Here is a 22698-nt window from a genome sequence, read left to right as displayed (position 1 = left end):
CTCAGCCGCCGCTTCCGAGTACGTCGAGCACGAAGAAGGCGACGCCCGCGATGACGGCGACGAGCACGAGCCACGGGAAGCGCCGCCGCAGACGGCGGCCCGGTGCGGCGACCCCGCGCGGCGGCGTCAGCGCGGGGGCGGCCGACAGCGCGGGCGCCACTCCCGCGGCGACCGGCCGGAGGGCGCCTGTCAGGCGGTCGTCGCGCCAGCGCCCCCACTGGTCGAGCTTGCCGATCAGCGCGCCCACGACGGAGAAGAGCCACGCCCACGTCGCCGGGTCGAGCGTGGTGACCTTCCGCCGCGTGTAGAGGAACATCCAGTCGTCGACGATCTCCACGTCGAGCTGCCCGGCGTGGTCGAGGAAGCGCGCCATGATGTCGGGCGTGAAGAGGTAGAGCGCGTCCTGCTCGTACCCCTCGGGGCAGTACAGGGCGAAGTGCTCGTCGAAGTCGCCCTCGAGCGACAGGCGCTGATCGCGCCGGAAGCCGACGGGCAGGTTCGATCCGAAGACGCTGTTGTTGCCGGTCGCGTCGAGCACGATGTGCGGCAGGGGCGCATCCAGGCGGATGGCGACGTATCCCCAGCGATGGGTTGTCTTGTGCTTGCCGGAGCCCGTCGTGTACTCGTAGTTCGCGAACTCCGCGAAGCGCGGCGCCTCGCCCCGGAGGATGTCCTCGGCGCGGCGGGAGTGTCCGAGGCCGAAGATCATGCCGGGGCGAGCGGGCGTGCTCTGCGCGGGGAGGTACGACATGCCGTTCGCGCGCGCGAAACGGTCGAGGCGGTAGCGGCGCACGCGCTGCGCGCGGAGGTACGCGGCGACGGCCCAGACCAGGCCGCCGCCGATGATGGCGGCGCCGATGAGGGGGATGAGGCCGCCCGCATTCGCGGAGCCGTCGGCGATCAGCGCGCCGACCGCGAAGAGGACTCCACCCCCGACGACGACCAGCACGAGGGCCACGGCGACCACGGCCACGACGCCCAGGACGGCGGCCGTGCTCGTGCGGGGATGACGGCGGGACAGCTCCGCGGCGAACGCCTTGGCGTCGGCTGGATCGACGGGCTCGGTGAGAGCGCGCGCGTCGAACGGCACCCCCTGAGTCGTGTCGGACATGCGCCTCACGCTACTGGAGGCGCGGGAGCGCCCGAGGCCGCGGCCAGGGCCGGCGTCACCGGACGTTCACCCGAGGTTCCCTTCCGAGTCCGTCGGTCTCGCAATTCCCGGTCACCTGAGCGCGGTTGCCTTTCCGATATCGCCAGTCGCGATATCTCCTCCCGAAAGGACACCCCATGCGCGTCCGCGCCCTCCCCGCCCTCGGACTGCTCGCACTCGGAGCCGTCGCCCTCTCCGGCTGCTCGAGCTCCTCCTCGGAAGCCGCTGCGGCGGCTGACTCCGATGCCCCCATCACCTTCGCGACCACCCCGCTCGGCGATGACCCCAGCGCCGCCAATCCGATCGAGGCCTTCTCCGAGCTCGTGCAGCAGGAGACCGGGCGCGAGGTCGAGATCGTCGACGTGCCCGACTACACCGCGGTCGTCGAGGCCCTCCGCAACCACCACGTCGACATCGGCTTCATGAGCGGCTTCCCCTCGGCGCTCGCCGTCAACACCGGCGAGGTCGACTCGCTCGTGGCGTGGCCCGGCAACGACGACCCGGTGTCGACCTGCCTCGTGCTCGACGACTCGCCCCTGCAGTCCCTCGAGGACATCACCCCCGAGACGGTCGTCGCCTTCGCCGACCCCGCCTCGAGCTCCGGCTACTTCATGCCGGTGTCGATGCTGCACGACGCAGGTCTGGAGAAGGATGTCGACTACACCGCCACCTTCTCCGGCGGGCACGACATGAGCTTCATCGCCCTGCAGGAGGGACAGGTCGACGTGGCCTGCACGTCGACGATCTTCCCGAAGATGGCGGGGGCCGGCGACCCCATGTTCCCCTTCGAGGAGGGGGAGACCCGCTCGATCGGCGAGAGCGCGTCGATGCCGGTCGCGGTCACCGTCCTCGCCGACCAGGATCTCGCCGAGGACAAGCGCGAGCTGCTGCTCGAGGCGCTGCCGGAGGTCTTCGTCGAGGAGAACGCCGACGAGCTCGGCGCGATGTTCGAGGCGATGCAGGGCACCGAGCCGATCCTCGAACCCTCGGACGACATCTTCCAGCCGTTCGTCGACATCGCCGCGGTCGCCGACGTCGACATCTCGGACCTCGGCTGATGGGGGTCTCCACCGTCGGCGTCGCTCCCTCGACGGGCGAGCTGCGCCAGCGGCTGCCGCTCGTCTCCGTGCGCGAGCTCCGTGTCGCCTACGGCGACGGCCCCCTCGTCCTCGACGGCGTCGACCTGGACCTCCTTCCCGGCGAGATGGTCGCCCTCCTCGGATCGTCCGGCTCCGGCAAATCGACCCTGATGAAGAGCCTCACCGGCTTCGCCCCGATCACCGCGGGCACCGTTCGGGTGGGCGGGTTCGACATGACGAACCTGCGTCGCGGGCAGCTGCGCGCGGTGCGCGCCTCCGTCGGTCAGGTGTTCCAGCAGTTCAACCTCGTCGGGCGCCTCAGCGTGCTGACCAACGTGCTGACCGGAGCGCTGCACGGGGCGGGCACGATCAACCTCGTCGGCGGCTTCTCGAGCGCCGACCGTCGCCGCGCGCTGGAGCTGCTCGACCGCGTGGGCATCGCGCACAAGGCGAACGACGAGGCCCGGTCGCTCTCCGGCGGCCAGCAGCAGCGCGTGGCGATCGCCCGCGCGCTCATGCAGGACCCGAAGCTCATCCTCGCGGACGAGCCCGTGGCATCCCTCGACCCGCGGATGTCGCACCAGGTGCTCGAGCTGCTGCAGCGGATCGCCCGGGAGGACGGCATCCCCGTGCTCGTGAGCCTCCACGTCATGCCGCTCGCGCTCGCCCACTCCGACCGGGTCGTCGGTCTGCGGCACGGCGAGGTGCTCGTCTCGGCGCCGACCTCTCACCTCGACGCCGCCGCGCTCGAGCCCATCTACGCGCACCGCGAGGAGGACGACGATGTCGACGGCATCGCCTGAACGCACGGCCGCCCCGCGAGGCGGAACCATCCGCGATCCGCAGCTCGACCCGCGCGAGCGCGCGCGGATGGAGCGCGCCTTCCGTGTCCCGCGCGCGCGATTCCTCCTGGGAGCGCCGCTCGTGGCCATCCTGCTGGTGTGGTCGTCCGTCGGTGCGGAGTTCGACATCGCGAAGCTGGGCGAGGGCGCCGTCAACATGGGCGACTTCCTCGCCCGCCTCTTCCCGCCGACATGGGACAAGTTCGATGTCATCGTGCGCCTCCTCATCGAGACGCTGCAGATGGCGATCGTGGGAACCGTGCTGGGCGCCGTGCTGTCGCTCGTGGTCGCGTTCGGCGCCGCGTCGAACCTCGCGCCGAGGTGGCTGTACTACCCGACGCGCTGGATCATGAACGTCATCCGGTCGCTCCCCGACCTCGTCTTCGCCCTGATGTTCGTCTCGGCGGTCGGCCTCGGGCCCTTCGCCGGCATCCTCGCGATGACGATCGGCTCCATCGGATCGATCGGCAAGATCTTCGCCGAGGCGATGGAGGCCGTGGACCGCGGCCCCGTCACCGCCATGCAGGCCGTCGGCGCCTCGCAGCGCCAGGTCATCCAGTACGGCGTGCTGCCGCAGGCCGCACCCCTCCTGGTCTCCTACACGCTCCTCCTCTTCGAGGGCAACGTGCGCGGCGCCACCATCCTCGGGATGGTCGGCGCGGGCGGCATTGGCCTCGAGCTCACCACCGCCATGAAGATGTACGACTACGGGCACCTCTCCGCGATCGTCATCTGCATCATCGTGCTCGTCACGGTCATCGACCAGGCGAGCGCCATCATCCGAAGGAAGATCACATGACCCTCGTCGACGCCCCGGCCATCCCGCTCTCGGCGCCCGTGAACCTGCGCGATCTCGGCGGCATACCCGTCGCCGGGGGAGCGGTGCGAGAGGGCTTCGCCATCCGGGCGGACGACCTCTCGATCGTCACCGGCGCGGTCGCGGACGAGCTCGTCGCGGCAGGCCTCAGCGCCGTCATCGACCTGCGCTCGTCGGACGAGGTGGCCCTCACCGGTCGCGGCGCGCTCGCCGCCCACGCCGCCGTGAACTACCACCACGTGCCCCTCATGGCCAGCATCGGGCGAGCGAGCGCCGACATCCCGCTCGCGCAGGCCGAGTTCGCGGAGATGTACGCGCGGATGGTCGAGGGTGCGTCCCCGCAGATCGTGACGGCGCTCGCCATCATCGCGCACGCCCCCGACACGGTCGCGTTCCACTGCGCGGCCGGGCAGGACCGCACCGGCGTGCTGGCCGCGTCGATCCTGCTCGCCCTCGGCGCCGAGCACGATGACATCGTCGCGGACTACGTCCGCACGGGCGCCAACTCCGCCGCGATCATGCGCCGCATCGCCCCGATCATGACGCCGCTCATGCTCAGGCTCGGCGTCGACCTGGACGAGGCCGCCCGCGCCGCGGCCCGCGCCGAGTTCTCACCCGCGCCGATGCGAGGTCTGCTCGCCGCCCTCACCGAGCGCCACGGCGACCCCCTCCTGCCGCTGCGCGCGGCCGGACTCGACGAGGCCCTCATCGCGCGGCTGCGGCGGCGCGCGCTCGCGTGATCGACGCCACCGTCCCCGGGGCCGCGCGGCAGCGCGACCCTGACCGTCGCAGGCCCGGCCGTCCGCGGGCGGAGGGGCACGACGAGCGGATCCTCGAGGCAGCGGCGGAACTCCTCGAGCGCGGCGAGGAGGTCACCGTCAGCCGGGTCGTCGAGCTCAGCGGAGTGAGCCGTGCAGCGCTCTACCGGCGCTGGCCGAGCATGACCGACCTGCTGGCCGCCGCCCTGGACGTGGGTCGAGAGGTGCCGAGCATCCCGCTCGAGGGCGACCTGCTGGAAGCGCTCGTCGCCGGCTACACGAGCGGCGCCGCCGGGACGGGCTACACCGAGGAGCGGTTCCGCCTCCGCATCCGGCTGGCGATGACGGATCGCAGGCTCGCGCAGGCGTATTGGCGCTCGCACGTCGCACGACGCCGCGGTGCCGTGGCCGCGCTGCTCGAGGAGGGCATCCGGCGCGGCGACCTGCGCGCCGACATCGACATCGACGCCTGCATCGACCTCATGAACGGCGTCTTCTACTATCAGTCCGTGGTGCGCGGCGTCGGCATGGACGACCCGGCGGTGGCCGTCCGCTGCCGCGAGGCGCTGATCGTCGCGTGGCGGGGGATGGCGGTGGACCCGTCCCGCATCGCCGCCGGCACCGAGAAGGAGGACCGATGAACGCGATCCCCTCCGGGCTGGCCAACCTGCGCGACGTGGCGACGGCCATCCCGCAGCTGCGATCGGGAGCGCTGCTGCGCAGCGACGCTCCGCACTCGGGAGACGCCGCGCCCGACATCGTGCCGTGGCCGCCCGCGGTCGTCGTGGATCTGCGCGACGAGGCGGAGAAGAGCGAGCGGCATCCGTTCCTCGGGCGCAGCCGCGTCGTCGATCTGCCGCTCCTCGGCGGGCGGGCCTCCCTGGACGCCGACGCGAGCGACGGGACCGGCCTGCTGCACGCGGGGCTCGGCAGCATGTACGCCTCGATGCTCGAAGGCGAGGCGGCGGCGCTCCTCGTGCGGGCGATCGAGGAGATCGCCGGGGCGGATGGCGCGGCGCTCGTCCACTGCACGGCCGGCAAGGATCGCACGGGCGTCACGATCGCGGTCGCCCTCGCGCTCGCCGAAGTCGCGCGGGAGGACATCGTCGCCGACTACGTGCGCACTGCGGCGAACATGCCTCGCGTGCTCGCGCGCGCTCGCCGCACCGTGGCGGCGTGGACCGTCGGGGCGAGGCTCGCGCTCGACATCCCGAGGGAGATCTTCGCGGCGCCCGCGAGCGCGATGGAGGGTCTCCTCGACCGGCTGGACGGCGCGGGCGGCACGGAGGCGTGGTTCCTCGGCGCCGGGGGCAGCCCCGACGCGATCGCGGCGCTGCGGCGGCGGCTGCGCGCCTGACGTCTGCAGGCTTCTTCCGGTTCGCCAGTGCGGGGGAACCGGTTGTCGGCCACGGAGCGTGTCGCCCGCACTGGCGAACCGGGTATCGGGGCGGGAGTAGCCTGACCGGGTGACGGTGCTCATCGCTTTCCTGGCCAACGTGCTCGTCGCCATCGCGAAGACCGTCGCCGCCGTCATGACCTCATCGGCGTCGATGGTGGCCGAGGCCGCCCACTCCTGGGCCGACGCGGGCAACGAGGTGTTCCTGCTGATCGCCGACCGCCGCGGCGCCCGGAAGAAGGATGCCCGCCATCCGCTCGGGTACGGACGAAGCGCCTTCGTCTGGTCGCTCATCGCGGCATTCGGCATCTTCACCGCCGGGTCGATCGTGTCGATCATGCACGGCATCCAGGAGCTCGCGGCGGATGAACCGGTCGAGAGCCCCGTCGTCGCCTACGTCGTGCTCGCGATCGCCTTCGTGCTGGAGGGCGCCTCGTTCGTGCAGGCGCTCGTGCGCTCGCGTCGGCTGGCACGGCAGCGCGGCTCCTCGACGTGGGACTTCGTGATCGACACGAGCGACACGACGCTGCGCGCGGTGTTCTTCGAGGATGCCGCGGCGCTCGTCGGCCTCGTGATCGCCGGCGGCTCCATCGCCCTGCACCAGATCACCGGCGTGGCCGCGTGGGATGCGATCGGGTCGATTCTCGTCGGCGTGCTGCTCGGCATCGTCGCGGTCATCCTCATCGGGCGGAACATGGCGTTCCTCGTGGGGACGAACGTCTCCTCGCAGCTGCGGGCGCGGGTGGGACGCGCGCTCCTGAAGTCGTCAGACATCGAGCGCGTCACCTACCTGCACATCGAGTACGTCGGGCCCAATCGGCTGTTCCTCGTGGCCGAGGTGGACCTCGCCGGCGACGCCCGCGAGCACGACGCCGCGCGGCGCCTGCGCGAGGTCGAGCGGCGGATCGAGGCGCACGACGTCGTGGAGACCGTGGTGCTCTCGCTGTCCGTCGACGACGAGGCGTCGCTCACGTTCTGACCGGCCCCGGCCATCCGTCTTCCTCTCGGCTTGGGTCAAGCGCCCCTCATCGGGTACGCTATGAAGGTTGTGCGGCCGCAGCAGCCCTGTCTGCAGCAAGCCGCCGACATGCACACACCCTCCTGATGCCGGGAAATGCCCGGCATCCGTTCAAGTCCGAAGGAGGTGGGTAAGTGACGCACCAGTACGAACTCATGGTCATCATCCAGCCTGAGGTCGACGAGCGCCAGGTTCCCGCACACCTCGACAAGTTCCTGTCGGTCATCACCACCAGCGGTGGATCGATCGAGAACGTCGACATCTGGGGCAAGCGCCGTCTGGCATACGAGATCCAGAAGAAGAACGAGGGCATCTACGCCGTCGTCAACTTCACCGCGACGAGCGAGGCGACGGTCGAGCTCGACCGCCAGCTCAAGCTCAACGAGCTGATCATGCGCACCAAGGTGCTGCGTGCCGAGGAGGCCATCGCTCTGGTGGCTGCCGAGGCCAAGCGCGCCGAGGACAAGGCAGCTCGCAAGACGGCGGCGAAGGCCTAACGCACCATGGCAGGCGAAACCGTCATCACCGTCGTGGGGAACCTCACGGCTGACCCCGAGCTGCGTTACACGCAGAACGGCCTGCCGGTGGCGAACTTCACGATCGCCTCGACGCCGCGCAACTTCGATCGTGCGTCCGGCGAGTGGAAGGACGGCGAAGCCCTGTTCCTCCGTGCCAGCGTGTGGCGCGAGTTCGCCGAGCACGTCGCCGGATCGCTGACGAAGGGCATGCGCGTCATCGCGCAGGGCCGGCTGCGTCAGCGCTCCTACGAGACGAAGGAGGGCGAACGCCGCACCTCCATCGAGCTCGAGATCGACGAGATCGGCCCCTCGCTGCGGTACGCGACGGCACAGGTGACCCGCGCTGCCGGTGGCGGCGGCGGGAACAACTACGGCGGCGGCAACGCCGGCGGCGGGAACTACGGCGGCGGCAACGCGGGTGGTGGTGGCTACGGCCAGCAGCAGCAGCAGCGTCCGCAGCAGCAGGTCTCGGAGGAGCCCTGGGCGACACCCGGCCAGTCCGGCGCCGACGCATGGAGCACCCCGGGGTCGTTCTCGGACGACACCCCGTTCTGATTCAGGACTCAATCTCTCTAAAGGACCCAACATGGCTGGAAAGTCGAGCGGCGACCGCCGCAAGCCGCGGAAGGGCGCGAAGAACGCCGCTCCCGCGAAGTCGATCCGGGTCGGCGTCATTGACTACAAGGACGTCGCGACCCTTCGCAAGTTCATCTCGGAGCGTGGGAAGATCCGCGCCCGTCGTATCACCGGTGTCTCGGTGCAGGAGCAGCGCCTGATCGCCCGTGCGATCAAGAACGCACGCGAGATGGCGCTCCTGCCCTACGCAGGCGCTGGCCGCTAAGGAGCACCCATGTCGAAGCTGATTCTCACAAACGAGGTCGACGGCCTGGGCAGCGCCGGAGACGTGATCGAGGTCAAGGACGGCTACGCCCGTAACTACCTCATCCCCCAGGGCTTCGCCGTGGCGTGGAGCCGCGGTGGCGAGAAGCAGGTCGCGGACATCCGCGCATCCCGCGAAGCTCGCGCCATCGCGTCGCACGACGACGCGGTCGCCCTGAAGAACACCCTCGAGAACGCCCGCGTGCGTCTGGCCGTCAAGGCCGGCGCCGAGGGTCGTCTGTTCGGCTCGGTCAAGCCGGCCGACATCGCCGCCGCGGTGGCGGAGGCCGGCCTCGGCCAGCTGGACAAGCGCACCATCACGCTGCCGTCCCCCATCAAGGTCGTCGGCGACCACGAGGCGCTCGTGCGTCTGCACGACGAGGTGACCGCGGTCATCCCGCTGCAGGTCATCGCGCTCAAGAAGTAAGTTCTCGCGAACGCCCGGAAGCGGCGCGGATCCTCGGATCCGCGCCGCTTCTGCGTGTCATGAGGAGCGCTCCCAGCGCTGAGATATCAGCGTGCTGGCGAGGTTGTTGTACACAGTCCCGGTGAACTACCACAAACCTTCAAGTACACGTTTAACCACATATCTCTCCACAGGTTGTGTGAAAGTAAAAGGCCAGGTGCAGGTAACTTTCGCAGGCCGAGATCGCCCGGCGAGTCTTTTCTGTCCACAGGCCGATTCCACACGTATCACGGCGTTTTGCAGAGCTCCTCCACAGAGTTATCCACAGGTTGCTTTGGTCGGTGGGAAGCGGGCCCTTACTCTCGTCCAGGCGGGTGTCGGTGGTCGCTGCTGTCATGGAGTGGATCACCCCCGCGAGGGGCCGAGAGAAGGAGCGCGCGTGTCGATCGCTGAAATCGGGGAAGACCGTCTCGCAGGGCCTCGCGAGCGGGACAGAACGCCGCCGCACGACGTGATCGCCGAGCAGAGCACGCTCGGCGGCATGCTCCTGTCGAAGGATGCGGTCGCCGATGTCATCGAGACCCTCCGCGGCCCCGACTTCTACGTGCCCAAGCACGAGGTCATCTTCGAAGCCATCCTGTCGCTGTACTCGCACGGCGAGCCCACCGACGTCGTGGCCGTCACCGACGAGCTCATCAAGACCGGCGACCTGCAGCGCGCGGGTGGCGCGGACTACCTCCACTCGCTGACGTCGATCGTGCCGACGGCCGCCAATGCCGGGTACTACGCCAGCATCGTCGCCGAGCGTGCGCTGCTGCGTCGCCTGGTCGACGCCGGCACGAAGATCGCGCAGATGGGCTACCAGGGCCAGGGCGAGGCCGTGGAGCTCGTCAACGCCGCGCAGGCGGAGATCTACAACGTCACCGGCACCGAGCAGACCGAGGACTACGTGCCGCTGACCGTGGCCGTCGATGCCGCCGTCGACGAGATCGAGGCGGCACGCGGTCGCGACGGCCAGATGACGGGCATCCCCACCGGCTTCACCGAGCTCGATCAGCTCACCAACGGCCTGCACGGCGGGCAGATGATCATCATCGCCGCCCGCCCCGCCATGGGAAAGTCCACGCTCGCGCTCGACTTCGCCCGCGCCGCCGCGATCAAGAACGACATGCCCACGATCTTCTTCTCGCTCGAGATGGGGCGCAGCGAGATCGCGATGCGCCTGCTCAGCGCGGAAGGCGCCATCCCGCTGCAGTCGATGCGCAAGGGGACGCTCGACTCGCGCGACTGGACCACGGTCGCGTCCACCCGGGGCCGCATCAACGACGCGCCGCTCTACATCGACGACAGCCCGAACATGACGCTCGTGGAGATCCGGGCGAAGTGCCGCCGCCTCAAGCAGCGTGTGGGCCTGAAGATGGTCATCATCGACTACCTCCAGCTCATGACGAGCGGCAAGAAGGTCGAGTCGCGTCAGCAGGAGGTCTCGGAGTTCTCGCGTGCGCTGAAGCTGCTCGCGAAGGAGATCCAGGTGCCGGTCATCGCGCTGTCACAGCTGAACCGTGGCCCCGAGCAGCGTCAGGACAAGCGCCCCCAGGTCAGCGACCTGCGAGAGTCGGGATCGATCGAGCAGGACGCCGACATGGTCATGCTGCTCCACCGTCCGTCGGTGTACGACAAGAACGACAACCCCGGCGGCGCCGAGATCATCGTCGCCAAGCACCGCAATGGCCCGACGGCGAACCTCGAGGTCGCGTTCCAGGGCCACTACTCGCGATTCGCCGACATGGCGCCGGTCAGCGAGTTCGGCGGCGGCGACTGAGATCTCCGTCACCGTCGTCCTGGCCATCCGATTCCGTGGTGCGGTTCTCGCGGCATGGACATCGGGAACACCGCTCACAGCCCCTGCATAGCCTGCTGCGCTAGGCTCGCAAGTCCAAGGGGAGTACTCCGACACGGTCGGCTCGTCATTACGGATGCATCGCATCCCGGGTCACCGGTCCTCCGGGATGGAGAAGACCTTGACGCCGAATCTGTTCGCGCCAGGTCTGGAGCCTTTCTTGAACATCACCCCCCTCGTCTGGATCATCACGATCGCGGTCACGATCGCGTTCTTCGTCTACGAGTTCTTCGCGCACGTGCGGAAGCCGCACGAGCCGTCGATCGGCGAGTCCGCTCGCTGGTCGGCCTTCTACATCGGCCTGGCCCTGCTGTTCGGCGTCGGCATCGGCGTCGTCTCCGGCTGGACGTACGGCGGCGAGTACTTCGCCGGCTACCTCACGGAGAAGGCGCTGTCGATCGACAACCTCTTCGTCTTCCTCATCGTGATGACCGGCTTCGCGGTGCCGAAGAAGTACCAGCAGAAGGTGCTGATGATCGGCATCGTCATCGCCCTCATCCTGCGCGGCGCCTTCATCGCCGTCGGCGCGGCGCTCATCGAGAACTTCTCGTGGGTGTTCTACCTCTTCGGCGCCCTGCTGCTGGTGCTCGCCTGGAAGCAGGCGTTCGGCGACCACGAGTCGGACCCCGCGAACGGGCGCTTCATGCGGTTCGTGCGCCGAGTGCTGCCGGTCGCGAACGAGTACCATGGCGACCGCCTCACGGTGAGGCAGGACGGCAAGCGCTTCTTCACCCCGATGTTCCTGACGATCGTCGCGATCGGCTTCATCGACCTGATCTTCGCGGTGGACTCGATTCCGGCGATCTACGGCCTCACGAACGAGGCGTACATCGTCTTCACCGCGAACGCGTTCGCGCTCATGGGCCTGCGTCAGCTGTTCTTCCTCATCGGCGGACTGCTCGAGCGCCTCGTGTACCTCGCGCAGGGACTGGCAGTCATCCTCGCCTTCATCGGCGTGAAGCTCGTGTTCCACGCGCTGCACGTGAACGAGCTGCCGTTCATCAACGGCGGCCAGCACATCGAGTGGGCGCCCGAGATCCCGATCTGGTTCTCGCTGCTCTTCATCGGCGCGACCATCGCGGTGGCCACCGTCGCGAGCCTCGCCAAGACCCGCGCCGACCGCGGCAAGCCCGCCGTCCACCGCCTCGCCGACGACACCGAGAAGGAACTCTCTTGACAAGCGCGCACTGTCCTGAATCGTCCCCCGACTCCGACAGTCCCGGCGCCCGGGTGACCCCGGGCGCACCGCGCACGCGAGGGGAGGGACGGACGCGATGAACGACCTCCTCGTGAACATCGGCCTCGTCATCGCCTTCGTCCTCATCGGCGGCGTCTTCGCGGCCACCGAGATGGCGCTCGTCACGCTGCGCGAGAGCCAGCTCAACGGCCTCGCCGCGCGCGGACGACGCGGCGCCAAGGTCGCCGCCCTCGCTCGCAACCCCAACACCTTCCTCTCGGCGGTGCAGATCGGGGTGACCGTCGCCGGGTTCGCCTCCGCCGCGTACGGCGCCACCTCGATCGCCCCGTCGGTGGCGCCGCTGCTGGGCTTCCTCGGCGTCTCCGAGCAGGTGGCGCTCACCATCGCCACGGTGCTGCTGACCCTCGTCATCGCGTACCTGTCGCTCGTGCTGGGAGAGCTCGCACCCAAGCGACTGGCCATCCAGCGCAACGCGCAGTTCGCCTACGCGGTGGCGCCGGTGCTCGACGGCTTCGCGAAGGTCATGCGCCCGGTGATCTGGCTGCTGTCGGTGTCCACGAATGCGCTGGTCCGGCTGCTGGGCGGCGATCCGCACAAGACCGCCGACGAGATCAGCGACGAGGAGATCCGCGACATCGTCGCCACCCATCAGGGACTGCCCGAGGACGAACGCCGCATCCTCGACGACGTGCTCTCCCTGCGCGGACGCCAGATCAGCGAGGTCATGCGGCCGCGCCCGGAGGTGGTGGCGCTGGACGACACGGCGACGATCGGCGCGGCCGTCGCCCAGGTGCGCGAGCTGCCGTTCTCGCGCTATCCGGTCGCCGACACGTCGATCGACGACATCACCGGCTTCGTCCACGTCCGCGACGTGTTCGAAGCGGGGGCCGAGGACCCCGACCGACCGCTGCGCCTGCTCGTGCGGCCGATCCCGTACATCCCGTCGACCGCTCGACTGCTGCCGACCCTCACCCGCCTGCGCGCGGAGAGCCACCACATCGCGGTCGTGGTGGACGAGTACGGCGGCACCGACGGGATCGTCACCCTGGAGGACCTGGTGGAGGAGGTCGTCGGCGAGATCTTCGACGAGTACGACACCGCGACGGACCCGACGACCACGGGCGGCGTGCTCGACGGCCGGCTCAACCTCCAGGAGTTCGAGGAGGCCACCGGGCTGGAGCTCCCGCGTGGCTCGTCCGACACGATCGCGGGCTTCGTGATGGAGCAGCTCGGTCGCCTCGCCGAGGTCGGCGACGCCGTGGAGGTGCCCGGCGCCACCCTGCAGGTCGCGGGGATCGACCGACGGCGCATCTCGGCCATCCGGGTCGTGCCGCGGATGGCCGAGGAGGGCGAGCCGATCATGTCCGCCTGAACCGCCCCCTGGTTAGGCTGAACCCGTGCCCTGGCGAGCGATCGAACTCCGCCTCGATCGCGACAGCGTGGCGATGGGCGACGACATGACGTCGCACGCGCGGGTGACGACCGTCGCGCGTGGCACGCCGCTGAGCACGGCGATCGAGCGGAACTCGCCCGAGATCAGATCCCGCGGATGGTCGTGGGTCATCGTCGTGGATGGCGCGGTGACGGCGGTCTGGTCGGTCGACGAGGGTGTCCGGCTGCTGGTCGCCGATCGCGCCCTGTGGCGCGGGCCGGTCGAGATCCACTTCCGCTACTTCCTTCAGCTCGATCCCGCCTGGCTCTCCGATCGCCTGTCGCGCGGAGCGACCGTCGTGCAGGTCGCCTCGGAACCCGGAGCTCGTGTCGCCCGGTTCGTCTTCGGGCGCTCGATCGCCGAGCTGCGGGCGCTGCTCGAGGTCTGACCGCGACCGGTCGGGCCCGGGTCAGCGTCGCAGCGCAGTCGGGCGGGGCAGGCCCAGGTCCTCAAGGAGGTCGCCAAGCGCGCGGTCGAGCTCGGCACCCGCCTGGGTGACCTTGTTGATGCCGAAGCCCGCGAGCTGCGCGCTGGGCACCTCGAAGCTCAGCGTGGTTCCGGGGTCACGAGACGTGTGCGCTTCGACGCGCAGCGGCGAGTAGAGCATGGTGCCGGCGTCATGCCGGAACAGGCGCGCGGCGATCGCGTGGTGGGCGATGAGCCACACGACGCTCTGTGCGGTGCTTCCCGCGTGCTGCAGGAGGTCGCTCGGGCGAGCGGTCGCGACGCGGACGAATCCGCTCGGCGACTCCCACTGCAGACCGCGGATGAAGCCCGCCCAGTCGCCCGACACCTGCGCGAGCGCCTCGGCGTCGGAGAGGGCGGGGACGGCTTCCTCGAACGCCGACACGAGCGCCGTGAAGTGCGCGTTCGTGTGGAGCCGCACCCGTCGCGCCGTGTGTTCGGACGTCGTCTCCTCCACCTGGTAGCTCACCCCACCATCCTGCCCCGGCAAGCGGGAACCCGGACACGCGGGAGGGGCGGCCGGGCTCTCGCCCGACCGCCCCTCATCCATCCGCGCGGGTCACTCCGCGGGCATGAGCACCGTGTCGACGAGGTACACGGTGGCGTTGGCGGTCTGCACGCCGCCGCAGATGACGTTGGCGCCGTTGACCATGAGCTCGTCGCCGGAGCCGGTCACCTCGAGGTCGGTGCCCTGCACGGTGGTGTGCATGCCATCGATGTCGTCCGGCGCGATCTGGCCGGGGACGACGTGGTAGGTGAGGATCGACGTCAGCATGTCGGCGTCGGTGCTGAGCGTGTCGATCGTGGCCTGGTCGATCTTCGCGAACGCATCGTCGACGGGCGCGAAGACCGTGAACTCGTCGCCGTTGAGCGTGTCGACGAGGTTGACGTCGGGGTTCAGCTCACCCGAGACGGCCGAGACGAGCGTGGTGAGCAGCGGGTTGTTCGAGGCGGCGACCGCGACGGGATCGGCCGACATCCCCTCGACCGAGCCAGGGCCATCCGGGACCATCTCGGCGTAGTCCGCGCAGCCGGGGCCGACGAGGTTCGCGGCGGGGTCGGCCATCATGCCCTCCTCGGCCTCCGCGGGCGTCTCCTCGGGAGCGGTCGACTCCTCGGTCATGGTGCTGGAGTCGCTGGACGAGCTCGACGACTCCTCCTCCGACATGGTCGAGCCGCCGCTGCAGGCGGTGAGGCCGAAGACGGCGACGAGCGACAGGACAGCGGCGCCGGTGAACGTGGACTTCTTCGTGGACATTGCCTTCTCCTCTGGAACGGTGATCGCCCCGGTGCGGGACGTTGCCTCTCGGCTTTCACGACGTATTCGGGCTCGTCCGCGAACCGGATTGGAAGATCCTCGAAATCGGTCTGAATGCCGCCGCGTGTCGAGGCGGACACAGAGGAGGAGGCGCGTGCGGCATGCTTGAGGGCATGGTGATCGACGGCGTCGAGGTGGATGAGTTCGCCGACGACCCCGCCGACCATGTCGGCGACCTCCTTCAGCGCATCGCCACGGGCGACCAGGGCGCCTTCGCGCAGCTCTACGACATGATCTCCGGGCGCGTGTTCGGCCTCATCCTGCGGGTGCTCGTCGACCGCGCGCAGGGCGAGGAGGTGCTGCAGGAGGTGTTCCTCGAGATCTGGCAATCCGCCGCGCGGTTCGCTCCGAAGAGAGGACAGGGGAGGACATGGGTCCTCACCATCGCGCACCGGCGAGCCGTCGACCGGGTGCGATCCGCGCAGGCGAGCACCGACCGGGATGTCCGGGTGGGCTTCCGCGATCTGGGCGTGCCCTTCGACGGGGTCGCGGAGGACGTGGAGCTGCGGTGGGAGGGGAGGCGCGTCGTGGAGGCGCTCCGCACCCTTCCCGAGAACCAGCGGGAAGCCCTGACCCTCGCGTACTACGGGGGATACTCGCAGAGCGAGATCGCGGCGCTCACGGCCACGCCGCTGGGCACGGTGAAGACGAGGATGCGCGATGGACTGTCGCGCCTGAGGACGCAGATGGGGGTGCCGGCATGACCGAGAAGGACGTGGACGAGCTGCTCGCCGCTCGCGCCCTCCACGCGCTGAGCCCGGAGGACGCCGCCCGGCTCGACGCCGCGCTCGCCGCGGATCCCGCACTGCGCGACCGCGCGGACCGCGACGAGGAGACCGCCGCGCTGCTGGCCGACGCGACGCCCGAGGTGGTTCCGCCCGCGCATCTGCGCGCCGCGCTCCTCGCGCGCATCGCCGAGCAGCCGCAGGTGGCGGATGGCCCGGGCCCGGCGGGCGCGGATCCTGCTGCTTCCCAGGCGCCGGTTCCGAATGCTCCAGCTCACGCGAGCGCTTCGCTCGCGGCTCCGGCCAACGGCCGCCCGGCTGCCGAACCCGCGCCATCCGCTCGCGTCGGTCGACGTCGCTGGTTCACGCTCGCTGCCTCCATCGCGGGTCTCGCGGTCGTGGGCGTCGGGGCCGTCACCATCTCTCAGCTGCGCAGCGAGTCCGACGCCGTCGTCGCGTTCGAGCAGATCGCCGAGGCCGACGACGCGCAGGTGCTCGCGGGCGAGCTGCCCGGTGGCGGAACCCTCGAGATGCACTGGTCTCACTCGCTGGGCGAGGTCGTCGTCCTCGCCGACGAGGCGCCCGAGCTCGACGACGGCCGCCAGTACGAGCTGTGGCTCGTCCGCGGCGACCAGCCGATCCCCGCGGGCGTCTTCGACGGCGGCGAGGACGAGCCGACCCTCCTCGAGGGCGAGCTCGCCCCGGGTGACGTCGTCGCGGTGACGATCGAGCAGGAGGGCGGATCGCCCACCGGCCTCCCCACCGGCGACCCGATCGCCGCGATGCCGACCGACTGACCCGCACGACCGATACGCGAGAGCGGCGGATGGCCCAGGCCATCCGCCGCTCTCGTCTGCGCAGGGAGCGTCACCCGAAGGTGAAGGAGTACACCTCCACGCCCGGGTCGACCTCGACCTCGATGGTGCCGGAGCCGGGGTCGCCATCGCGCAGCTGGTACGAGCGCGGGGTGCCGCCGACCTCGATGATCTCCGGGTCGCCGCCGTCCACAGTCGAGGTGATGCGGCCCTCGCCGGCCAGGACGATGCGCACCTCGCTCGCGGAGTAGTTCAGCCGGATCGTCGCGAGCCCGTCGCCGGGGGTCGCGTACTGCGTGGCGATCGTCCATCGTCCGTCGAGCGCGAACGAGTCGGCGGGCTGGTCGTCGGGCACCGTGAAGCCCGCGGTGCCATCGGTGTACGGCGTCGTGCCGGCGTAGTTGACATCCTTCGTCCAGCCGAGGAACGTCTCTGGCGTCCGGTCGGGGTCGGTCGGCGTGCGGTCGTCCACGTCGGTGGTGTCGGGAAGCTCGGTCTCGGGGTCGGCATCGACAAGGAGCTCGCGGATCATCTTCTCGGTGGCGGCATAGTTCCCCTCGCCGAACGAGATGTGACGAACGATGCCCTCCGCGTCGATGAGGTAGTGCGCGGGCCAGTACCGGTTGCGGTAGTTCGTCCAGGTGGCGAGGTCGTTGTCCAGGGCGACGGGGTACTCGATGCCGAAGTCCGCCGCACCCGCCCGCACGTTGCCAACATCCTTCTCGAACGCGTACTCGGGGGAGTGCACGCCGATCACCTGCAGCCCCGCGTCACGGTAGGCCTCGTCCCACGCGACGACCTGCGGGATGCTGCGCTGGCAGTTGATGCAGGAGTACGCCCAGAAGTCCATGAGGACCACCTGTCCGCGGAGATCCTCGAGATCGAGACCCTCGCCATCCGGCGTGTTGAGCCACTGCTCGATGCCCTTGATGGAGGGGGCGGTGCCGCACGACTCCAGCTCGTCGGCACCGTTCGTGCACTGGTCGAGCTCGCGGTTCTCGTCGGTGACGATGCCGCCGAGGTCGAGGGCCTCCTGCACGTCCTCGTCCTCCGCGAGCTGCTGCTGCAGATTCGCGGTGTAGTCCGGCACGAGCCGCTGCAGCGCCGCCGGCACGTTGAAGACGAGGCCGACCGCGAGGGCGAGCATGGCGATGCCCGCGGCGATGCGGAGGCCGCGCTCGCGGCGGCGGAATGCGCGGATGCGCTCGATGACGCCGCGGCCGGCGAGGGCGAAGACGAGCAGGGGGATGGCCACGCCGATCGCGAACGAGATGGTGAGGAGCACGGTCTCCGGCCCGATGCGGCCGGTCGAGCCCGCGACGATGATGGCGGCGAGCACGGGCCCGGCGCAGGGCACGAACACGGTCCCGAGCGCGAGACCCACCGCGAAGCCGTTGCGGCGATTCGACACCTCGCGCTGAGGCAACCAGGAGAACGGCTTCTCCAGCAGGCGCTCGACCGCGGGGATGAGGAGCCCGACGCCGATGAGGGCGAGGAGCGCGATGCCGATCCAGCGGATCACGTCCTGCGGCAGGCCGAGTGCGCCGAGCGCGAGCGAGCCGAGGAGCGTCACGAGGGTGAAGCTCGTCATGAGACCGAGCACCACGAGGTACGGGCGCCAGCGCGACACGCCCTCCGTGGGCTGTTCCCCCTGACTCCGGGCGGACTGCGCGCCGCCGGTGAGGAAGATGACGGGCAGCACGGGGAGGATGCACGGGGAGATGCCCGTGATGAGTCCCCCGAGGAACCCGATGATGGCGAGTGACATGAGTGCGTTTCCCTTCGTCGCTGCCACCTCTTCGAGGCGGGGAGCGCAGCGGATTGGGGCGCGCGGGGTGGAGGCGGCGCGCCGGGGCCGGTTGAGTCGATCGAGCGAGGACGCAAGACTGACGGCATGACGACGGCCCGGCGCGCGCTCGCACCCCTTCTGCTCGGACCGAACCAGCCGGAGGCGCGTCCGTATCGCGGCGGAGCCGGCATCCGCGCGCTCCGGGGCGAGGGCTCCACCAGCGGGTGGGCGCCGGAGGACTTCGTCGGCTCCACCACCTGCATCCACGGCAGCGACTCAGTCGGCCTGAGCACGCTGCCCGATGGCCGGCTCCTGCGAGACGCCATCGCCGGCGACCCGATCGGATGGCTGGGCTCCGGCCATCCGCAGCGGCTCGGTGACGACACGGGTCTTCTCGTCAAGCTGCTGAGCACCGGCGAGCGGCTCTTCACGCACGTGCATCCCGACGCCGAGTTCGCCGCCGCGCATCTCGGCACTCATCACGGCAAGAGCGAGGCGTGGCTGATCGTGGACACCGGCGACGCCCCGACAGGGGACGTCTGGCTGGGCTTCGCGCGGGACGTCGCGCGCGACGAGCTTGAGGACTGGTTCGAGCGACAGGACGTCGATGCGCTGCGCGACTCGCTGAACCACGTCGAGGTGCGCGCGGGCGACTGGGTGTACGTGCCGGCCGGGACGGTCCACGCCATCGGGCCGGATATCACGCTGGTCGAGCTGCAGGAGCCCGTCGACATGTCGATCGTGCTCGAGTACGCGCCGTTCCCCGCGCTCGATCGCGCGTCCGCGCTGCTCGGGCTGCCGCTCGCGACCGCCCTCGATGCGGTCCCGCTCACGCGGCTCGATGCGCCGCGGCTCGATGCCCTGCACGGCCGCGCGTCGGCGGGGCCGGTGCTGCCGACGGAGGCCGACGAGACGTTCCGCGCGGAGCTCATCGAAGGGCGCGCCACCCTCGACGCCGCATTCGCGGTGCTCGTGGTGCTCGAAGGCGAGGGAACTCTCCGGTGGGACGACGGCGAGCTCGCGCTGACGCGCGGTGCGACAGCCCTCGTGCCGCACGGTGCGGGGCAGGTGTCCCTGGAAGGCGAGCTCCGGGCCATCCGCTGCCTGCCGCCGTCCTCCTGACGTCGACGTCGTGAGGCCGCCTCGTGCCGGGGAGCGGTCAGCCGGCGTCGATCAGCTGCCGCCGGTCGGCCGCTGCCGAGCCGCCGAGGGCGAGGCGGACCGCGCGCTTCGCCCGCGTACGGATCTCCTCGTCCGTCGGCGCGGGTGCGATGCCGATGAGTCGCCGGCGGTGGTACTCGCCGAGCAGCAGGGACAGCAGGGCTTCGGCAGCATCCTCGCGCTCGTCCGCGGTCTCGTGGGGCATCCGCTCGGCGAGGAACAGCTGCGCGGCGCGCGGACCGGACGCGTGGAACTCCGACGCCATCTGCGGATGATTCGGGGCCGCCGAGATGACCGCACGCTGGAACGCGATCGCCTCCTCGCGCAGGAGCGACGACGCCACGGCGATCGCCGCCGCGAGCACGTCGTCCGCTGCGCCCGGCGGCGCGTCGAGGTAGGCGTGGTGATGGCGGACGGCAGCGCGCAGCATGCCCGCGCGGCACTCGAAGTCCGAGTAGAGCGTGCGCTTCGCCACGCGAGCCTCGCTGGCGACGCGATCGAACGACAGGGCAGCGTAGCCCTCGTCCACCAGCACTCGTGAGATCACGCCGAGCACGCGCTGCCGGCGCGCGTCGCGCTCCTCAGCTGTCGGTCGGCCCCGCTTCCCGGTCATGAGGATTATCGTAGAGGAAAGCTACCGAATCGTTTCATTATCGGGAGGTGATGCGCGATGGAGGCCGAGATCCACCACGTCGCGATCGAGGACGACTGGGAGATGAGCCGGGCCTTCGGCGAGTACGAGGTCTCCACGAGGGGTGTCCAGTTCGACGATACCGGCTTCGTCCACGCCGTCGTCGCGGAGCGCGTGCACGACGTGGTGGGCGCGCGGTACGCCGACATCTCGCTGCCCCTCCTGGACATCGCGCTGAGTGCGGCGGGCCTCGAGGCTGCGGGAATCGCCGTGGAGTGGGTCGACGGCGCGCCGCGCATCCTCGCGCCCATTCCCATGATTCCCGAGGTCATCATCTCGGAGACTCCCATCCGGCGCTGACGCGCTGACGCCGCTGGTGTCGCTGGCTCCGGCGGCCGTGTGGATTCCGTCCGCGCCAGGCCCGACCCGTCCCGGCCCCGTGCCCCGCGCCGCGCTCGACCGGTGCCGCTGTCATATTCGCTGGCGGATCTTCGTGTGGAGTCGGGTGGTGGAGGTGGGGGCGGGCCGGTAGCGGTGGTGTCGGTCGATCCAGTTCGGGGCGGCGATGTAGGGGGCGCCGTTTCGTATCTGGATGTCCCATCCGGAGTGTTCGAGGTGGTGGTGGTGCCACCAGCACAGCAGGACGCCGTTGTCGGTGTGGGTGGGGCCGCCTCGGGCGTGGTCTTGGACGTGGTGGATCTCGCACCAGGCGGCGGGAATCGTGCACCCGGGGATGATGCACCCGCCGTCTCGGGCGACGATGGCTTTGCGCTGGGTGGCGGTGAAGGTGCGCTGCACGCTGGTGAGGGACAGGATCCTCCCGTTCGGGGCGTGCACGGCCCGGAGGATGTCGCCGCTGCACCCGATCCGCCGGGCGACGGATGCCGGCACGGCCCGGGAGGCGCCGTCGAGGTGCGCGATTCCCGAGTGGCGTCGCTGCGGCGGTGACCACGGTGGCGAGGACGGCGGAGGCGGAGTGTCCGGAGGCGGAGGCGCGCCTGGCGGACGTGGCGGACCTGGAGGGCAGTCGTTTCCCCGCTCCGAGGAGCCGTCCCACTGCGTCCCCCCACTCGTTCCGGCATCGGGTCGGGTGGTGGTGAGGTCGTTGCAGGTGATGTGGATCATCACGGTCGGGGCGGCCCCGCCGAGGGTGGGGGTCTCCGCGGCGCGGGACGCGGCGTAGAGCATTGCCACGAGGGCGTCGTGGCGTTTCTGCGTGGCGGTGCGGGGGTCGTGGACGATCTCCTCGGCCTGCCAGGGCTTCTCGCCCTGATCCTCCGGATCCAGCCCGTCGAGAAACCCGCTACCGGCACCGGCGTCCGCGTCTTCCGTGCCGTCGGCGCCGTCGGCGTTTGCGTCCGACGTCGGGGCAGACCCGTCACCCGCCGCCCTGTCCGGGCCGGCGAACGCCACGGTGCGGGCGGGGTTCGTGTGCGCGGCGAGGAGGACCTGCAGGAGGGCGCCGGCTTCGGGGACGAGGACCCCGTTCACCCGGAAGTTCCCGTTCGGAAGCTCCGTGACCGTCAGACTCCGAGCGCGGAACGCCTTGTCGTGTTCATGGTCCGGATCGAACCCGTCCGCCGTGAGCACATCGACCCACGCATCCGCGTGCGCCTTCACCACGCTCCACGGCGGCGGCAACACCCCACCTGCGGCAGCACCATCGGCTTCCGCATCCGCATCGGCATCGGCATCGGCACCAGCGGCGCCTGCAGCGGTCTCGGTCGCGGGGCCCAGGAGGTCGACAAGCGGATCGGGAACGGCAGCGTCGTCGAGGTCGGAGGAGATCGCGCCGGTGGCGATGCCGACCAGGTGCGCCTCCATCGCATCGACCTTGTACCGCTCCTCGGCCGGCAGCGCCTTCGACGCCGTATCGAACGCCTTCACCAGCAGCGCCGCCGGCTCCACCCCGATCCGCCCGGCCGCCAGCGCCGCCGCGAGGACCGGGCGTTCCGGCAGCAGCGGCAACCCCGTCGCGGACTCCCGCTGCCGGGTCCGCTCATCCAACCGCGCCCGACCCGACAGCGTCACCCCCGGCACCCCGGTCACCCGCTCCAGCACCTCCCTCCCGGTGCGGCACCCCAGCCCCTCGGACAGCGGATGCTCCAACCCGGGCCTCGAGCGTCGCGTCACCTCTCCTGCCGTTCGAACGCGAACGGCGTCAACCATCCGGCCCAGCTGCTCCACCCGCCCCGTCAGCGCCACGAGCTCGGCGTCGGGGAGCTGCTCGACCAGCCCGAAGACCCCGTCCAGCAGCTCCGCGGCCGCACTCACCGAAGTGGCGGGAGCGGTTCGCGTGACCGGGCTGGCGTCGTTGACCATGCCTTCACGATAGAAGCGACCACGGACATTCCTGGCCCCCAGTATCGAAGATCCGACCGCTGTGGATAACTCTCTTACG

Annotated in this window: 25 protein-coding genes; 19 read left to right on the top strand and 6 right to left on the bottom strand. The window is 70.3% G+C overall.

Annotated features, from left to right (window positions below):
• Position 1: 1 nt before the first annotated feature.
• Positions 2-1111: a hypothetical protein gene (locus tag QWJ90_RS08505; protein ID WP_290107280.1), complete on the bottom strand. Its 1110-nt coding sequence runs from the start codon at positions 1109-1111 to the stop codon at positions 2-4.
• A 176-nt stretch (positions 1112-1287) separates the two neighbouring features.
• Here QWJ90_RS08505 and phnD point away from each other — a divergent pair, with 176 nt between their 5' ends.
• The 15 genes from phnD to QWJ90_RS08430 all read left to right on the top strand — a co-directional run bounded on the left by phnD (position 1288) and on the right by QWJ90_RS08430 (position 13781).
• Positions 1288-2208 (top strand): phosphate/phosphite/phosphonate ABC transporter substrate-binding protein, encoded by a 921-nt coding sequence (phnD, locus tag QWJ90_RS08500; protein ID WP_290107279.1) that lies wholly within the window; start codon positions 1288-1290, stop codon positions 2206-2208.
• Positions 2208-3032 (top strand): phosphonate ABC transporter ATP-binding protein, encoded by an 825-nt coding sequence (gene phnC, locus QWJ90_RS08495; RefSeq protein WP_290107277.1) that lies wholly within the window; start codon positions 2208-2210, stop codon positions 3030-3032. Before phnD ends, phnC begins: the two co-directional genes overlap by 1 nt.
• A complete protein-coding gene (gene phnE, locus QWJ90_RS08490; protein ID WP_290107276.1) occupies positions 3013-3870 on the top strand; it encodes a phosphonate ABC transporter, permease protein PhnE in 858 nt (285 codons plus the stop codon). The genes phnC and phnE overlap by 20 nt, the downstream gene beginning before the upstream one ends.
• The gene (locus QWJ90_RS08485) at positions 3867-4628 is read left to right on the top strand and encodes a tyrosine-protein phosphatase (protein WP_290107275.1); all 762 of its coding nucleotides are present in this window, start codon (positions 3867-3869) and stop codon (positions 4626-4628) included. Before phnE ends, QWJ90_RS08485 begins: the two co-directional genes overlap by 4 nt.
• Positions 4625-5287, top strand: coding sequence for a TetR/AcrR family transcriptional regulator (locus QWJ90_RS08480; protein ID WP_290107274.1), 663 nt, complete (start codon positions 4625-4627; stop codon positions 5285-5287). The genes QWJ90_RS08485 and QWJ90_RS08480 overlap by 4 nt, the downstream gene beginning before the upstream one ends.
• Positions 5284-6003, top strand: coding sequence for a tyrosine-protein phosphatase (locus QWJ90_RS08475; RefSeq protein WP_290107273.1), 720 nt, complete (start codon positions 5284-5286; stop codon positions 6001-6003). The genes QWJ90_RS08480 and QWJ90_RS08475 overlap by 4 nt, the downstream gene beginning before the upstream one ends.
• Positions 6004-6112: 109 nt before the next feature.
• Entirely contained in the window at positions 6113-7021 is a 909-nt protein-coding gene (locus QWJ90_RS08470) for a cation diffusion facilitator family transporter (protein WP_290107271.1), read from the top strand.
• A 173-nt stretch (positions 7022-7194) separates the two neighbouring features.
• The gene (rpsF, locus tag QWJ90_RS08465; protein ID WP_156242746.1) at positions 7195-7557 is read left to right on the top strand and encodes a 30S ribosomal protein S6; all 363 of its coding nucleotides are present in this window, start codon (positions 7195-7197) and stop codon (positions 7555-7557) included.
• A 6-nt stretch (positions 7558-7563) separates the two neighbouring features.
• On the top strand, positions 7564-8133 hold the full coding sequence (locus QWJ90_RS08460) for a single-stranded DNA-binding protein (RefSeq protein ID WP_290107270.1): 570 nt from the start codon (positions 7564-7566) through the stop codon (positions 8131-8133).
• Between the two features lie 31 nt (positions 8134-8164).
• Positions 8165-8419 carry a 30S ribosomal protein S18 gene (gene rpsR / locus QWJ90_RS08455; protein WP_029146075.1) on the top strand — a complete coding sequence of 85 codons (255 nt, stop codon included), beginning with the start codon at positions 8165-8167 and terminating at the stop codon, positions 8417-8419.
• Between the two features lie 9 nt (positions 8420-8428).
• On the top strand, positions 8429-8884 hold the full coding sequence (rplI, locus tag QWJ90_RS08450; protein WP_290107269.1) for a 50S ribosomal protein L9: 456 nt from the start codon (positions 8429-8431) through the stop codon (positions 8882-8884).
• Positions 8885-9302: 418 nt separating this feature from the next.
• The gene (gene dnaB / locus QWJ90_RS08445; RefSeq protein WP_156242749.1) at positions 9303-10685 is read left to right on the top strand and encodes a replicative DNA helicase; all 1383 of its coding nucleotides are present in this window, start codon (positions 9303-9305) and stop codon (positions 10683-10685) included.
• 238 nt (positions 10686-10923) lie between these two features.
• A complete protein-coding gene (locus QWJ90_RS08440) occupies positions 10924-11940 on the top strand; it encodes a TerC family protein (protein ID WP_290107267.1) in 1017 nt (338 codons plus the stop codon).
• A gap of 97 nt (positions 11941-12037) precedes the next feature.
• A complete protein-coding gene (locus tag QWJ90_RS08435) occupies positions 12038-13333 on the top strand; it encodes a hemolysin family protein (RefSeq protein WP_290107266.1) in 1296 nt (431 codons plus the stop codon).
• Between the two features lie 25 nt (positions 13334-13358).
• Positions 13359-13781, top strand: a complete 423-nt coding sequence (locus tag QWJ90_RS08430) for a hypothetical protein (protein WP_290107265.1) — start codon at positions 13359-13361, stop codon at positions 13779-13781.
• Positions 13782-13802: 21 nt separating this feature from the next.
• On the opposite strand, the gene QWJ90_RS08425 is transcribed toward QWJ90_RS08430, so the two are convergent.
• Both QWJ90_RS08425 and QWJ90_RS08420 read right to left on the bottom strand, forming a co-directional pair.
• A complete protein-coding gene (locus QWJ90_RS08425; RefSeq protein ID WP_290107264.1) occupies positions 13803-14327 on the bottom strand; it encodes a hypothetical protein in 525 nt (174 codons plus the stop codon).
• A 90-nt stretch (positions 14328-14417) separates the two neighbouring features.
• Complete coding sequence (locus QWJ90_RS08420; RefSeq protein ID WP_290107263.1) at positions 14418-15116, bottom strand: fasciclin domain-containing protein; 699 nt, start codon at positions 15114-15116, stop codon at positions 14418-14420.
• Positions 15117-15277: 161 nt separating this feature from the next.
• Between QWJ90_RS08420 and sigK the strand changes: the two genes are divergently transcribed.
• Together sigK and QWJ90_RS08410 are read left to right on the top strand one after the other, a co-directional pair.
• On the top strand, positions 15278-15880 hold the full coding sequence (gene sigK, locus QWJ90_RS08415) for an ECF RNA polymerase sigma factor SigK (RefSeq protein ID WP_290107262.1): 603 nt from the start codon (positions 15278-15280) through the stop codon (positions 15878-15880).
• Positions 15877-16698 carry an anti-sigma factor gene (locus QWJ90_RS08410; RefSeq protein ID WP_290107261.1) on the top strand — a complete coding sequence of 274 codons (822 nt, stop codon included), beginning with the start codon at positions 15877-15879 and terminating at the stop codon, positions 16696-16698. Before sigK ends, QWJ90_RS08410 begins: the two co-directional genes overlap by 4 nt.
• A 70-nt stretch (positions 16699-16768) precedes the next feature.
• Here QWJ90_RS08410 and QWJ90_RS08405 read toward each other — a convergent pair whose 3' ends face one another.
• Positions 16769-18484 carry a cytochrome c biogenesis protein DipZ gene (locus QWJ90_RS08405; RefSeq protein WP_290107260.1) on the bottom strand — a complete coding sequence of 572 codons (1716 nt, stop codon included), beginning with the start codon at positions 18482-18484 and terminating at the stop codon, positions 16769-16771.
• 126 nt (positions 18485-18610) lie between these two features.
• Between QWJ90_RS08405 and QWJ90_RS08400 the strand changes: the two genes are divergently transcribed.
• Positions 18611-19627, top strand: coding sequence for a class I mannose-6-phosphate isomerase (locus tag QWJ90_RS08400; RefSeq protein WP_290107259.1), 1017 nt, complete (start codon positions 18611-18613; stop codon positions 19625-19627).
• Between the two features lie 37 nt (positions 19628-19664).
• Here QWJ90_RS08400 and QWJ90_RS08395 read toward each other — a convergent pair whose 3' ends face one another.
• Positions 19665-20279 (bottom strand): TetR/AcrR family transcriptional regulator, encoded by a 615-nt coding sequence (locus tag QWJ90_RS08395; RefSeq protein WP_290107258.1) that lies wholly within the window; start codon positions 20277-20279, stop codon positions 19665-19667.
• 57 nt (positions 20280-20336) lie between these two features.
• Between QWJ90_RS08395 and QWJ90_RS08390 the strand changes: the two genes are divergently transcribed.
• Entirely contained in the window at positions 20337-20657 is a 321-nt protein-coding gene (locus tag QWJ90_RS08390; protein WP_290107256.1) for a hypothetical protein, read from the top strand.
• Between the two features lie 111 nt (positions 20658-20768).
• Here QWJ90_RS08390 and QWJ90_RS08385 read toward each other — a convergent pair whose 3' ends face one another.
• The gene (locus QWJ90_RS08385) at positions 20769-22619 is read right to left on the bottom strand and encodes an HNH endonuclease signature motif containing protein (RefSeq protein WP_290107255.1); all 1851 of its coding nucleotides are present in this window, start codon (positions 22617-22619) and stop codon (positions 20769-20771) included.
• Positions 22620-22698 lie beyond the last annotated feature (79 nt).

The organism is Microbacterium oryzae (genome assembly GCF_030406385.1).
GTDB lineage: Bacteria > Actinomycetota > Actinomycetes > Actinomycetales > Microbacteriaceae > Microbacterium > Microbacterium oryzae_A.
The sequence above is the reverse complement of the archived record's forward strand: the minus strand, read 5'-3'. Positions and strand labels throughout refer to the sequence as shown.

Excerpts from the sequence above, each read along its gene's own strand:
- QWJ90_RS08420 (WP_290107263.1), bottom strand. The coding sequence starts at position 15,116 with ATGTCCACGAAGAAGTCCACGTTCACCGGCGCCGCTGTCCTGTCGCTC.
- rpsR (WP_029146075.1), top strand. The coding sequence starts at position 8,165 with ATGGCTGGAAAGTCGAGCGGCGACCGCCGCAAGCCGCGGAAGGGCGCG.
- QWJ90_RS08405 (WP_290107260.1), bottom strand. The coding sequence starts at position 18,484 with ATGTCACTCGCCATCATCGGGTTCCTCGGGGGACTCATCACGGGCATC.
- phnE (WP_290107276.1), top strand. The coding sequence starts at position 3,013 with ATGTCGACGGCATCGCCTGAACGCACGGCCGCCCCGCGAGGCGGAACC.
- rplI (WP_290107269.1), top strand. The coding sequence starts at position 8,429 with ATGTCGAAGCTGATTCTCACAAACGAGGTCGACGGCCTGGGCAGCGCC.
- QWJ90_RS08475 (WP_290107273.1), top strand. The coding sequence starts at position 5,284 with ATGAACGCGATCCCCTCCGGGCTGGCCAACCTGCGCGACGTGGCGACG.
- phnC (WP_290107277.1), top strand. The coding sequence starts at position 2,208 with ATGGGGGTCTCCACCGTCGGCGTCGCTCCCTCGACGGGCGAGCTGCGC.
- QWJ90_RS08390 (WP_290107256.1), top strand. The coding sequence starts at position 20,337 with ATGGAGGCCGAGATCCACCACGTCGCGATCGAGGACGACTGGGAGATG.
- QWJ90_RS08460 (WP_290107270.1), top strand. The coding sequence starts at position 7,564 with ATGGCAGGCGAAACCGTCATCACCGTCGTGGGGAACCTCACGGCTGAC.
- QWJ90_RS08385 (WP_290107255.1), bottom strand. The coding sequence starts at position 22,619 with ATGGTCAACGACGCCAGCCCGGTCACGCGAACCGCTCCCGCCACTTCG.
- sigK (WP_290107262.1), top strand. The coding sequence starts at position 15,278 with ATGCTTGAGGGCATGGTGATCGACGGCGTCGAGGTGGATGAGTTCGCC.
- QWJ90_RS08505 (WP_290107280.1), bottom strand. The coding sequence starts at position 1,111 with ATGTCCGACACGACTCAGGGGGTGCCGTTCGACGCGCGCGCTCTCACC.
- QWJ90_RS08410 (WP_290107261.1), top strand. The coding sequence starts at position 15,877 with ATGACCGAGAAGGACGTGGACGAGCTGCTCGCCGCTCGCGCCCTCCAC.
- QWJ90_RS08435 (WP_290107266.1), top strand. The coding sequence starts at position 12,038 with ATGAACGACCTCCTCGTGAACATCGGCCTCGTCATCGCCTTCGTCCTC.
- phnD (WP_290107279.1), top strand. The coding sequence starts at position 1,288 with ATGCGCGTCCGCGCCCTCCCCGCCCTCGGACTGCTCGCACTCGGAGCC.
- QWJ90_RS08395 (WP_290107258.1), bottom strand. The coding sequence starts at position 20,279 with ATGACCGGGAAGCGGGGCCGACCGACAGCTGAGGAGCGCGACGCGCGC.
- QWJ90_RS08485 (WP_290107275.1), top strand. The coding sequence starts at position 3,867 with ATGACCCTCGTCGACGCCCCGGCCATCCCGCTCTCGGCGCCCGTGAAC.
- QWJ90_RS08400 (WP_290107259.1), top strand. The coding sequence starts at position 18,611 with ATGACGACGGCCCGGCGCGCGCTCGCACCCCTTCTGCTCGGACCGAAC.